General features: G+C 45.3%; 11 protein-coding genes. 5 read left to right on the forward strand and 6 right to left on the reverse strand.

The genetic code is table 11. From position 1 onward, the window contains the following. Nucleotides 1–38: 38 nt before the first annotated feature. From Q0993_RS18015 to Q0993_RS18040, 6 genes are read right to left on the reverse strand one after another with little or no spacing between them, the layout of a single operon-like run. The gene (locus tag Q0993_RS18015) at nucleotides 39–551 is read right to left on the reverse strand and encodes a hypothetical protein (protein ID WP_299535718.1); all 513 of its coding nucleotides are present in this window, start codon (nucleotides 549–551) and stop codon (nucleotides 39–41) included. After that, on the reverse strand, nucleotides 529–1,722 hold the full coding sequence (locus tag Q0993_RS18020) for a PilN domain-containing protein (protein ID WP_299535721.1): 1,194 nt from the start codon (nucleotides 1,720–1,722) through the stop codon (nucleotides 529–531). Before Q0993_RS18020 ends, Q0993_RS18015 begins: the two co-directional genes overlap by 23 nt. Nucleotides 1,723–1,745: 23 nt before the next feature. Further along, nucleotides 1,746–3,914, reverse strand: coding sequence for a general secretion pathway protein GspD (locus Q0993_RS18025; RefSeq protein WP_299535724.1), 2,169 nt, complete (start codon nucleotides 3,912–3,914; stop codon nucleotides 1,746–1,748). Next, complete coding sequence (locus Q0993_RS18030; protein WP_299535726.1) at nucleotides 3,911–5,329, reverse strand: GspE/PulE family protein; 1,419 nt, start codon at nucleotides 5,327–5,329, stop codon at nucleotides 3,911–3,913. Before Q0993_RS18030 ends, Q0993_RS18025 begins: the two co-directional genes overlap by 4 nt. Beyond that, complete coding sequence (locus Q0993_RS18035) at nucleotides 5,326–5,808, reverse strand: general secretion pathway protein (RefSeq protein ID WP_299535728.1); 483 nt, start codon at nucleotides 5,806–5,808, stop codon at nucleotides 5,326–5,328. The genes Q0993_RS18030 and Q0993_RS18035 overlap by 4 nt, the downstream gene beginning before the upstream one ends. Next, a complete protein-coding gene (locus Q0993_RS18040) occupies nucleotides 5,808–6,221 on the reverse strand; it encodes a type IV pilin-like G/H family protein (RefSeq protein ID WP_299535730.1) in 414 nt (137 codons plus the stop codon). The genes Q0993_RS18035 and Q0993_RS18040 overlap by 1 nt, the downstream gene beginning before the upstream one ends. 602 nt (nucleotides 6,222–6,823) lie before the next feature. Between Q0993_RS18040 and Q0993_RS18045 the strand changes: the two genes are divergently transcribed. From Q0993_RS18045 to Q0993_RS18065, 5 genes are all read left to right on the forward strand, one after another. After that, nucleotides 6,824–8,230: a fibronectin type III domain-containing protein gene (locus Q0993_RS18045; RefSeq protein WP_299535733.1), complete on the forward strand. Its 1,407-nt coding sequence runs from the start codon at nucleotides 6,824–6,826 to the stop codon at nucleotides 8,228–8,230. Nucleotides 8,231–8,248: 18 nt separating this feature from the next. Next, complete coding sequence (locus tag Q0993_RS18050) at nucleotides 8,249–9,328, forward strand: hypothetical protein (protein ID WP_299535735.1); 1,080 nt, start codon at nucleotides 8,249–8,251, stop codon at nucleotides 9,326–9,328. Nucleotides 9,329–9,501: 173 nt separating this feature from the next. Next, the gene (locus Q0993_RS18055) at nucleotides 9,502–9,792 is read left to right on the forward strand and encodes a hypothetical protein (RefSeq protein ID WP_299535737.1); all 291 of its coding nucleotides are present in this window, start codon (nucleotides 9,502–9,504) and stop codon (nucleotides 9,790–9,792) included. A gap of 70 nt (nucleotides 9,793–9,862) precedes the next feature. After that, nucleotides 9,863–10,963, forward strand: coding sequence for a hypothetical protein (locus Q0993_RS18060; RefSeq protein WP_299535739.1), 1,101 nt, complete (start codon nucleotides 9,863–9,865; stop codon nucleotides 10,961–10,963). 5 nt (nucleotides 10,964–10,968) lie between these two features. After that, a complete protein-coding gene (locus Q0993_RS18065) occupies nucleotides 10,969–12,057 on the forward strand; it encodes a hypothetical protein (RefSeq protein WP_299535741.1) in 1,089 nt (362 codons plus the stop codon). Nucleotides 12,058–12,082: the final 25 nt, after the last annotated feature.

Consider the following 12,082-nt stretch of genomic DNA (forward strand, 5'->3'; position numbering starts at 1 on the left):
CAACGGATAGTCTTGCTGTAGAAGTATAGGGTACCCGTTTATTCCAAATGTTGCACAAAAATGGTGGCTTCCAAAAACGATTTCCGTTTACGATAGTCCCTTTTCTTCTCAAAATCCACATGAACGATATCACCAAAGCTTCCTTTCCGTTCCAAGGCGTATACTACCTGAAGGATATCGGTATACCCTCCGTTTAGGACAATGGAATGGGTAAGGAGCCTATGATTGTCAAAGTTTTGGATGTGTGGAGGATTGAAATCCATTACGTTTACGTTCCTAATCTTGGCCTGCTCATTAATGGTACGCAACAGATTATTTTGGATGGAGGTATCCCCTATATCCATCTGTTGCATTATGGAGTCATAGTACTGTTCTTTTTGGGCCAGAATAGCGAGCTGCACAGGAATATCGCCGGCCTGAATGCTTTTGGACTTCAGATTCCCGTGTTCCCTATGGATTGCCATGGTTTTGGATAAAGCCAACTTGTAAGTGGCAAAGAGCAGCACTAGGCACCCGGCGATTAATAGTTTATTCCTTTTGTCCAGTTTCATACATCGTGACTTTAATCGTAAAATTGGAGGCATTGGAATGTACAAAATCATAGTCCAAAGTTTCCACGCCCAAAATCCAATCCCATTTTTCCAGCTGTTCCAGCCATTTTGAAAATTCCGTATCGTCTTCGGATATACCGGAGATCAGTATCGTATTTTGCTTTAGCCGTACCGGTTTGGAATCCCGAACAGGTTTGTCCAAGGGCTGATAACTTATCCTATCCAGTAAGATTTGTTGGGGGATACTCTTGGCAAGTCTATCCAGATAAAGGGTAGATTTGGAATTTGAAACGGTCTTTAGGGTCTCTACCCGTTCTTTTTTAGTGTTAACCCTACCTTCCAACGAAATCAGATTTTCCTTCTGCGAACTATCCAGGGTCAATTCGGAATTTAACCGATTTACTTCGGCGCGATAGTGGTCGAAAATCAGAAAATTGACTAGCAAAAGAATGATAAAAAAAGAGAGGGAAGCCTTTAGCCCATAGTCAAAGATTCTCCGGTTTTTGAAGTTTGACTGGAATTGCCCGTTGGTTTCCGTAAAATTTGATATGTTGGTATTTCCTCTCAAATGCCCTAGAATCTGGGAGAAGGCCAAAAGACTGGAATTGGATAATTTCAATCCATTTATAAGATAATCATGGGATACGGGATGTTCTATGGGACTGACTTCCCGAATAACCCCCTTTTCCAAAGCCATTTGGAAATTTGAGATCACGATAACTTGGTTTTCCATAAAAGCGGCACTATGCGCCATGGAACCGAGGCCCAATGAAAAATGAAATATTTCCAACCCCAATTCCTTTAGTTCTCCAATAAGGCCATTAACATATTCCTTTTTGGAAATGGCCACAATGGGGTGTGATGATATTTGGGCGACTCCATAATAAAAATTGTCCAGGTCCAAATTGGGAAACGCGCCATGCACCAAGGCCTGGGGATTCTCGTTTTTGGAGCTGGGGGCCATTTTCACCAATACCTTGGAGGTATTTAGGGACAGGAATAGTGGGGTATTCCTTTTAAGGGATTTGCACAATTCCTTTGGGTCCGAAAACGGTTCGGTCTTGACCAAATGCAGTTCTCCCTTTTTTTTAAGGACCTCCAAATAATGGTAGTGCTCTCTTCCATCCACTTCATGAATTTCCAGTCCGGCATAGGAACTACCTTCCGTCAAATATGTTATCCAGGGTTTTAGCATCAGTAGATTACCGTAGGTTTAATAAGGATGGTTAATTTTTGTTTGGTATCTTCCCGCCTACGTTGGCTAAACAGCCATTTTATAACAGGGATACGGGCCAGAAAAGGAACCCCGTTACCGGTATCGTTCTTTAATTTTTCTTCCAATCCACCTAAAATGGCCAAATCTTGGTTTTGCATTCGGACAATGGAACTAAACTCTCGGGAGGTGAGTCCTGGAGGTGCATCCTCTTCAATACGTTCTCCGCTAAAATCGGATTGGATAACATTGATATCCAAGGTAACTTGCCCGTTGCCGGAGACCAAGGGTTTTATGCTTATGGCCAATTCGGCATCAATGGGATGATAATTCCGCACCTCTGAAGTGGTGGGGATCTGTGATCCAAAAAAGTTTTGATTGGTAACCACGTAATAGGTAGTCTCCCCAATGGAAAGATTGGCTCTATGCCCATTTAGGGTAGAAAGCTTTGGGGTAGAACGAATTTTTAAATTTCCGTTTTCTTCCATTGCCTTGATGTTGGCAAAGAATTCGGGTACTACCTGTCCGATGTTGAACGAACCGAACCCGTCAAAACCGCCTATAATTTTATTTACCGTATTGGCCCCTAGGGTCACATCGGATTCGGGAAACAATTTTCCATGGGTGTTGACAGGAGCATCGCCAATTCCCCAGCTGATACCGGTTTCCACGGTGGCTGATTTTTTAACCTCTATGATCATAACCTCAATAAGTACTACGGGAACCGGTTTGTCAATTTCCTTGATGAATTCCTTAAAACGTTCAATATTGCTGGACGGACCACTTACAAAAAAGCTGTTCAATTCATAATCTACCCGAATATCCAGATCTGCCTTAAGTTCATCCGGTAAAATACTTACGATGGCCTCTGCACCGTCCTGATAGGTATCAAAATTCCGGGAACGGGTATCTACACTCCTTCGATTATTGTTCGTATTGAATCCTTGTTGGTTGTTTTGGACGCCACCGGTACCGAAAAAACTAATATTGGAAGAGGTGGTCCTTCCGGAGGAACGATACCCACCGGATTGGGAAGGGTCCCCCAATAGCTCCACCGAACGGTACATCATTTGTACGATTTCCACCTCACGCAAGCTCAACTGATCGGCGGTACCAAAAAAATAAATATTCCCCTCCTTTTTGAAGGTAAAGTTTACCGGTGGGCTTGATTGGGGCGGGTTGTTCCCGTTCTGCCGTCTATTCTGATTGTTTGGCCTATTTTGTACGGCTGGGGCAGGGATGTGGGTTTCCTGACTCTCGAAAATATGTCGTAATAGGGCATCAAAATGAATATTTTTGGCGGTAAAGGTCACATGACCGGCCTGCTCCAATGGGGTGGCCATATAGATGTCCAATTTTAAGTCATGGGCCAAATCATATACAATGGATGCTATGGATGTATTGGTAAGGTCCACGTTCAATATGCGGTTAACCGTATCCAATACCTGATACGGACGCCTATTGCCTCCCAGCCTTCTTGAAGATGTCCCCGGCCCATTGGAGGTTTCGGCAAAGGTGTCAAAAAGATAAAAGCCGTCTTTGGATTTGGAATAGGCCATCCCGTTGGTTTCCGCCAATTTTTCCATGGCCGTATCAAAGGGCACATTGGAAAGATATAGGCTCAGGTTTCTAGTTTCCATCCCGGAGGCATATAACAGGTTTTTCCCGGAAACATCCATAATGGTCCGGAACGCTTTCCCCAAGGGATCGTTCTTAAGATCCAGGGAAATTAAATTTTCTGTTCTGCTGTAGTTCACCCCAATCTTTTTTTCCAAGACTTCCGGTGTGGGCGGACTATATTTTTTAATGGACAGGATATTCCCGGTAAAATCTATGGTGAGTCCGTATTCCTTACATAAAAACACCAAAAGATCCGCAACCGTTACCTCTGAAAAACTGTTTACAATTGTAACGTTTTCCAAATCCGGTGAAACTGTAAGGTTGAGGTTGTGTACTTTAGATACGGCTATCAAAAAATTGGGTAGGGTTACATTCGTAACATTGATATCCAATTTTAGGCTCTTGTTCAGTTCGGAATTTTCCAAGGCCAGAACCTCCAAATGATTTTGGATGTTTTGTATACGGTCGGGTTCCTGGCCGGTCGCCCTAAAAATGACTAAAAAGAATACTATATAGAGAAATCGCTTCATAATTGGTCGGTCAATAGTGGATACACTTCTTCGACTGAAGTTATGCCCTGCTGAATCATTTCAATGGCATTGGTTTTTAAGGTCCCTATTTGCCTATCCCTTAGGTAATCATCAATATGCATATGGTTGTCCCGGATGGAAACCATCAGCTCCTTGGTAATGGGAAGGATTTCGTAGACCGCTTTTCTTCCCAAATAACCGGTATGGTGACAACTGTTACATCCTACAGCCTTAAAATGGACCTTGAGGTCTTTGGGAACTTCAAAGTTTGGGGGAAAGAGTCCGGGCTCTACGACCGATTCCGTTTTACAGGAACTGCACAGTTTTCGTACCAGACGTTGCGCCACACTAAGGTTTAACGTACTGGCGATTAGAAACGCAGGAACACCCATATCGATAAGTCGGGAAATGGTACCCCAAGCGGAATTGGTATGTATGGTAGACAGCACCAGATGCCCGGTTTGGGCGGCACGTATAGCTATATTGGCTGTGTCCACATCCCTGATTTCCCCGATCATAATGATATTGGGATCCTGTCTCAGGAATGTTTTTAGGGTTCGCATAAAATCCAGCCCAATACTTTCCTTTAGCTGTACTTGGTTTATCCCTTCCAAAGTGTATTCTATGGGGTCTTCCAGCGTCAATATGTTCTCTTCCACGGTATTCAGTTCCTTCAATGTGGCGTACAGGGTGGTTGTCTTACCCGACCCGGTGGGCCCTGAAATAAGGATAATGCCACTGGGCTGGCGTAGCCCTTCGCGGTAAACGGACAGTTCTTTTTCCGAAAACCCAAGCCCGTTCAGGTCGATGAGGGAAGCATCCTTGCTCAAAATCCGCAGTACCAATTTCTCACCGTGCAGTGTGGGCAGGGTAGATACCCGGATATCGAATTCATCGTCATTTGTCTTAACGGTAATACGCCCATCTTGGGGCAATCGCTTTTCGGCAATGTCCAGATCGGCCTTGATTTTTATTTTGTTGACCAGGGTCGGATACTCATCCAAAGCAATGCTATATTGCTCTATGAGCTTCCCGTCTAACCGGAAACGTACCCTGCACCGTTTTTCGTAAGGTTCAAAATGAATATCGCTACTTCCTATATTTTTTGCACTTGCGAGAAGTTGCTCTAAAAAATCAGTGGAGTAGTGGAGGTTAGCCGTCTTTGAGGATTGGCTCTGTCTGTAATTGGTGGTCAGGAGCCTTTGTAGTTCTTCCTGCTCACATTTTTCCAGTATTATCTGGGTGTCCAGAACGATTTCAAGTTCGGACAAAAGTTGCTCCAGCACCGCATTATCGGTTTTGCAAACGAGACCTTGCGCCGTATCCTCAACGGGTACAATGCGGTAATGAAAAGCCTGTTCCGGTGAAATACGTTGCCGCAGTATCGGGGGGATGTGCGAATCGTTGCGTATCATAGTTGATAGAGATTGGGGGTTTTTGTAAAAAAGCTTACGGCTATCGCTCCTATCAGAAATAGGGATATATATCCTGCCAAGGGTACCGTTTCCATCTGCCGAATGGATTTCAGCGCAAGAAAGAGAAAAAGGGAAAAAAACAAGGATGCCACAAACAGAATGACAAAGGTAAGAGTGGGAAATCCAAAGGAAAATGCGTAAAAAAACAAGATATCCCCAAGCCCCAAGCTAGTATTCAGAAATTTTTGCCGGCTAGCGAGTCTGGTATAAATAAAAAGGAGCAAGAGAACCCCGCTCACCAATAATAGGTTGATGACCGAAAACCAGAATACGGCTTCCCATCCGGAGCTTGTTGCATGGATCAGGGTCAGGAGCACGGCCATCATGGGAAAAGCCACCCATATCACCATTCTATCCTTGATGTCTTGATAGGCAACGATTGCGCATACCGCAATGGCCAAAATTTTGAGGAGCACCATTAATCTTTTACGATTTGTTTGGGATTGCCGTTCTCGTCTATTTCCCAGACATTAAGAATGCCATCACCATCAAAGTCGGTTATGGCTTCCGCCCGGGCCTTGAATGTGGCATCACTTGCACTTGTAATGGTATACTGATAATTAGCTGTTCCATTTTCTTTCACAGTTCTAGGAGCTTCAAAATCAAGCTCATTGAAGTCCGTAGTAAATTTACTGTACATATAACGATGCGTGGTCTGGGCATTGTAAATGGCCTTGAGTTGGGTCTGCGCCTCAACGCTTTTAGCCTTGGAAATCAATGGCATTAAATTGGGAAGGGCCAACAGCAGCAAAATACCGATAATAGCCAGTACTATAAGGGTTTCCTGAAGGTTTAAGGCCGGGATTTTTTTCTTAAGGATAGAGTTCTTCATAGGTTAAGGGGATTTAGATTCTGGTAGGGATATAACTGAAAAATGGTGAGATTATTATAGGAAATAAAAGAAATTATGTTAATGTTAATATTATTGGTATTTCATCGAATTAATCAAAAATCTTTTTAATATATAGAATAAAGTTTATTTATTTGAGTTGTAATACGTGCTATTTAAGTAAGAATAATAGTACTAAATTTGGATAAGCCCGAATCTAAACCTACTTGATATGAAAGCTTCCCCTGCTGGACACATCATGGTGTGTTCTGTAATTTTCCTCTTTGCGTTCTCGGGATTCCCTCGGATCGAAACATCGGATGTATGTACTACCCATAGAAAGCACTTTCAGGATGAGATCCCTTTCCAAGTGCTTTGTATTAGGAACATTGAGCCTTTGACGGATTGTTATCCCGGAGAATCATCTAAACCAGAGAAAAATGGATACGGCGGAAATCGTAATAATGGCCTGGTATTTCCCATATGGCAACAAATTGGGTTGACATCTCGGTCTGTTGGAAAGTGAAACATTCTAAAGGCCTTTTTATACGGATAGAACAGACCAAGTTAAAAGACATGATAGAAACCCTAACCCAATAAATAAAATGAAAAAAATTGTATTTATGCTCTCTGCGTTTTCTACGCTGACCTTTGGCCAGACCAATTTATTGGATGCCTCTACGTGGACAGCGGGAACCGGTTCGGTCGGCAGTTTTAATGCCTACCAGAACGATGCCTCCGAAAATGAAAGGATATCAGGAAGCGACGCCCTTGGCGGCACCAGTATAATCTGGAAGGCTATTCCCAGCGGGAACGGTGGTCAGGATGGCGGATGGCGGGGAACCTTTATCAATATTGACCATACCAAGACCTATCGGTTCACGGTTTGGATGAAGAAGACCATTTCCCATGACGGATACGAACTGTTCGGCTTTGAGGCCCATGACGGTTCCGCCCAGGACACAAGCCTTAACTTGGACGGTAGCGCCGACGGTTCTCCCTGGTTCAACGAGGCGGACTTACCTGCGTTGGATACCTGGTATCTTATGGTGGGGTTTGCCCATGGAAGTAATGAAACTACCACTACCCACTTGGGGGCCATATATGCCACTGATGGTACTGTGGCAAGGTCGTTGCTCGATTACAAATTTGCCGCCACCACAGTTACTATGCGGGAAGAGGCTGTGTTATGGGGTAATGACACAGGGAATGGTGAGTTGTATCTTTGGAACCCTACCCTCTACGAAGTTAACGGCCAGGAGCCTACGGTACAGGACCTGTTGGGCCTTAGTGGCGGTTCGGATACGCAAGCTCCTACGGCCCCTACCTTATCGAGCATAGGCCAGACCGATAGTACCGCGGACCTAAGCTGGACAGGGGCTACGGACAATACCGCTGTCACCGGTTACAAAATATATAAGGACGGGGTGTTGGAAGCCACATTGGGCAATGTCAGCACCCACCAGGTTACAGGCCTTACCGCTGGAACGAGCTACAACTTTACGGCTACGGCCCTGGATGCTGCAGGTAACGAAAGTCCGGTCAGCAATGCCGTGTCAGTGACCACAAACAGTTCGGGTGGTGGCGGAGGTACTATCTGGAACGAGGCGAATTCGGTAGCAAGTTATACGGGCAATGTTGCTGTGGGCACAGGCACTGTACCGAACGGATACCAAATGGCTATTGACGGCAAACTGATAACCGAGGAAGTGAAGGTACAGCTCAGCGGCGACTGGCCGGACTACGTCTTTGCCCAATTCTATGACCTACCCACCTTGGAGGAAGTAGAGCAACACATCAACGAAAAAGGCCATCTCATCAATATGCCCTCTGCATCTGAAGTGGAGGCTAACGGGATAGAACTCGGGGAGATGAACAAACTGCTCTTGGAGAAGATCGAGGAGCTCACCTTATACATTTTGCAACAGGAGCAAGACCAAAAGCGATTACATAAAAATTTAGAGGCTTTGCAAAAAGAAGTATCTCAAATGCGAACAAAAGACAAAAGCTAAAATCAAAACAGAATTAAAATGAGATCAACATTAAAATTTTCCTTGCTGTTTATAGGAGCATTCTCCTTTGCTCAGACTAATTTGATCGATACGTCTACGTGGACCGTAGGTAACGGTTCCGTAGATGGCTTTTGGAGACTAGGCAGCGATCCTGAGAACGTAAGGGAAATGGGGACCAATCCCCACGGCAACACTTCGGTGTTGTGGAAAGCGGTTCCGGATACGGGTAATGATCAGGACGGTGGATGGAATTCACCCCATATGTCTGCTGATCATACCAAAACCTATCGCTTTACGGTATGGATAAAGAAAACGAATTCCAATGACGGTTCCACATATTTTGGCCCGTATGCTTATGACGCCAACAATAATGCGAACAGCAGGCTTCTGGATGGAACCCTAAATGTAAACCCTTATTTTTTTGTAGGAGACCTCCCTCAATTGGATACCTGGTACCTTTTGGTTGGATTTCTACGCGAGAGCGGGTATTCCTCTACAGTGAGTGAAGGTGGCATTTATGATTTGAACGGTGTTAAAGTACAAAGTCTTACCGACTTTAAGTTTTCATCCACTTCAACCCAGATGCGGCACCGGGCCTATTTGTACTACGATACCAATACAGCGGACCGCCAATTTTTCTGGGAGCCAACTATTTATGAGGTCAACGGCCAGGAACCTACCATTGCGGAAATTATCAATCCCGGTGGAGGTAGCAGTGGACAGACTGTCTGGAACACCTCGGGTAATGACATCGACTACACAGCCGGTAATGTAGGTATCGGGACCACGGCCCAGGCCAATTACCGCCTGGCCGTAGACGGTACTATACATACTAAGGAGGTTAAAGTAGACCTTGTCGGCTGGGCCGATTACGTCTTTACCGAGGGTTACGAACTTCCCACCCTGGAGGAAGTAGAGCAACACATCAACGAAAAGGGCCACCTGATCAATATCCCTTCCTCGGCCGAGGTAGAGGCCAACGGGATAGAACTCGGGGAGATGAACAAACTGCTCTTGGAGAAGATCGAGGAGCTCACCTTGTACATTTTGGAAATGGACAAGGAAATACAGCAATTAAAACGTGAAAAAGAGCAATAGAGCATTGTGATTCATGCAGTGTGTTAAAATAGACTGCACTTTATCGAAAAGCTCATGTTTCTTTTTAGTATATAGAATAAGATCTATATTTTTGAAAAATAAATCTTACAAAAAATATAAGTTAAATAATAATAAATTTATTAAGGCCCAAACCTCAACCTAACCTACTTGATATGAAAGCTTCCCCCGCTGGACGTACCCTTGTATGTCCTTTAATCTCACCTTTTGCGGTCTCGGATTTCTCCTGGACCCATACTTCGAAACCACAAAATACGGCTTCTGTTACAGATAACAACTATAGTTATATGAAAAGCCCGTACGGTGATTATTCTCTTTTAGACAATTCGGCAGCGGTCACTTGGGCGGGTACACCCCATAGACGTTGGATTGCGCAAGCATGTGGGATAAAAGGAGTACCACAAGTATTTGGGGTAGTGGAACTTGTATATCCTGGAATGGCATAAAAAGACCAAGAATTTTAAAAACTTAAAAACGGAACGAAAGCATTTGTCAACAAAACTAGAAAATTAGAGCATGAAAAAAGTCGCAATCCTTTTGGCAATTATATTTTCCAATCAAATATCCGCACAGGTGAACCTTACGGACACCTCTGGATGGACCGTAGGCACGGGCTCCAGCGGTGGGTTCAACGGGTATGGGCCTGTCACCGAAAATGAAAGGGTAATGGGTACCGATCCTTTAGGGGATTCTAGCGTACTCTGGATGTCAAAACCCAGTGGTGACGCGGGTCCCGATGGCGGAATATATGGGAATTTCCTGACCATAGACCCTAATGAGACGTATAGATTCAGCGTTTGGATAAAAAAGACGGGCTCCAATTCCGGTACCTCTTATTTCGGCCTTTTCTCCGAGGACGCGTCCGGTAATGATACTACCATGCGCTTCGATGGGACCATCAATGCCAATCCCTATTTCTGGGCCGGGGACCTGCCCCAATTGGACAAATGGTACCTTCTGGTCGGATTTGTGCACCCCAATTCCTATTCCGGCCCAACCTTGGCTGCGGCCTATGATCCGGTTACAGGAAACATTGTTTCCAGTATGTCAATGGCTGATTATAAGTTCGCCTCGGGCGCAACAACAATAATGTTACGATCCATACTTTTTGGGTCAAGCACCGCTACGGATAGACAATACTATTGGAATCCTATGCTGTATGTGGTCAATGGCCAGGAACCTACAATCAGTGAGCTGATCGATCCTAGCAGCGGGGGTAGTGGCCAGACCGTTTGGAACACTTCCGGTAACGATATCGATTACACCGCGGGCAATGTAGGTATCGGTACCACAACTATTGGAACCTGGAAATTGGCTGTGGGCGGTAAGATCCGGGCCGAGGAGGTAAATGTAGAAACCGGCTGGGCGGACTACGTGTTTACCGAAGGCTATGACCTTCCCACCTTGGAGGAGGTAGAACAACACATCAACGAAAAAGGACATCTCATCAATATCCCCTCGGCGGCTGAAGTGGAGGCCAATGGGATAGCACTCGGGGAGATGAACAAACTGCTGCTGGAAAAGATCGAGGAGTTGATGCTTTATACCATTGAACAACAAAAGACCATACAACATTTAATTGATGAAATAAACACCCTAAAAAGAACAAAAAAATGAAATCAATGTTCAAATTTTCCTTGCTGCTTATCGGAGCATTTTCCTTTGCGCAGACCAATTTGATAGATACCTCCACATGGACGGTCGGCACTGGGGCCCCTACGGGTTTTTACAGATTGGGGACCGATCCGGAGAATGTCCGTGAACTGGGGACCGACCCCCATGGCAACCAGTCCGTGCTGTGGACGGCCGTACCGGACGCTACTAGCAGTCATACGAACGGGGGCTTTAAAGTACACATGAATATGGACCATACCAAGACCTATCGGTTCTCCGTATGGATCAAAAAGACCAACTCCAACGACGGCCGGACTGATTTTGGTATCTGGGCCGGCAACTCCTCCGGAGCTGATGCCTTCCTTAGATTGGACGGTACCACCGGCAACTATATTCTTTGGAATGGAGATCTCCCATCCCTGGATACTTGGTACTTATTGGTAGGGTTCGTACACCATAGCGGATATACAGGCACTACCTATGACGGTGGCATATACGATCCGGCAACCGGGCAAAAAGTTCCGGGGGTCACGGGCTTCATCGACCTGAAATTTGCCTCGGACGCCGATGACCTCAGTCCAAGGGCCTTTCTGGCCTGGGACAGCAATACTTCCAACAGGCAATACCATTATGGTCCCGAGCTCTATGAGGTCAACGGCCAGGAGCCCACCATTGCGGAAATTATCAATCCCGGTGGAGGTAGTAGTGGACAGACTGTCTGGAACACCTCGGGTAGCGATATCGACTACACAGCCGGTAATGTAGGTATCGGGACTACGCCCCAGGCCAATTATCGCCTGGCCGTAGACGGCACTATACATACCAAGGAGGTCAAAGTAGACCTTGTCGGCTGGGCCGATTATGTTTTTGCCGACGGCTATGACCTACCCACCTTGGAGGAAGTTGAACAACACATCAACGAAAAGGGCCATTTGATCAATATCCCCTCTGCGGCCGAGGTTGAGGCCAACGGGATAGCACTTGGTGAGATGAACAAACTTCTTCTGGAGAAGATCGAGGAACAAATGTTATATATCCTCCAACTGGAAAAAAGGATTTTGAAATTGGAAGGCGAGAACAAATCCCAATCCCAATAAGTAAACAATAAAACAATCCCAAATC

The sequence above is a fragment of the Ulvibacterium sp. genome (genome assembly GCF_028285715.1).
Taxonomy (GTDB): domain Bacteria; phylum Bacteroidota; class Bacteroidia; order Flavobacteriales; family Flavobacteriaceae; genus Ulvibacterium.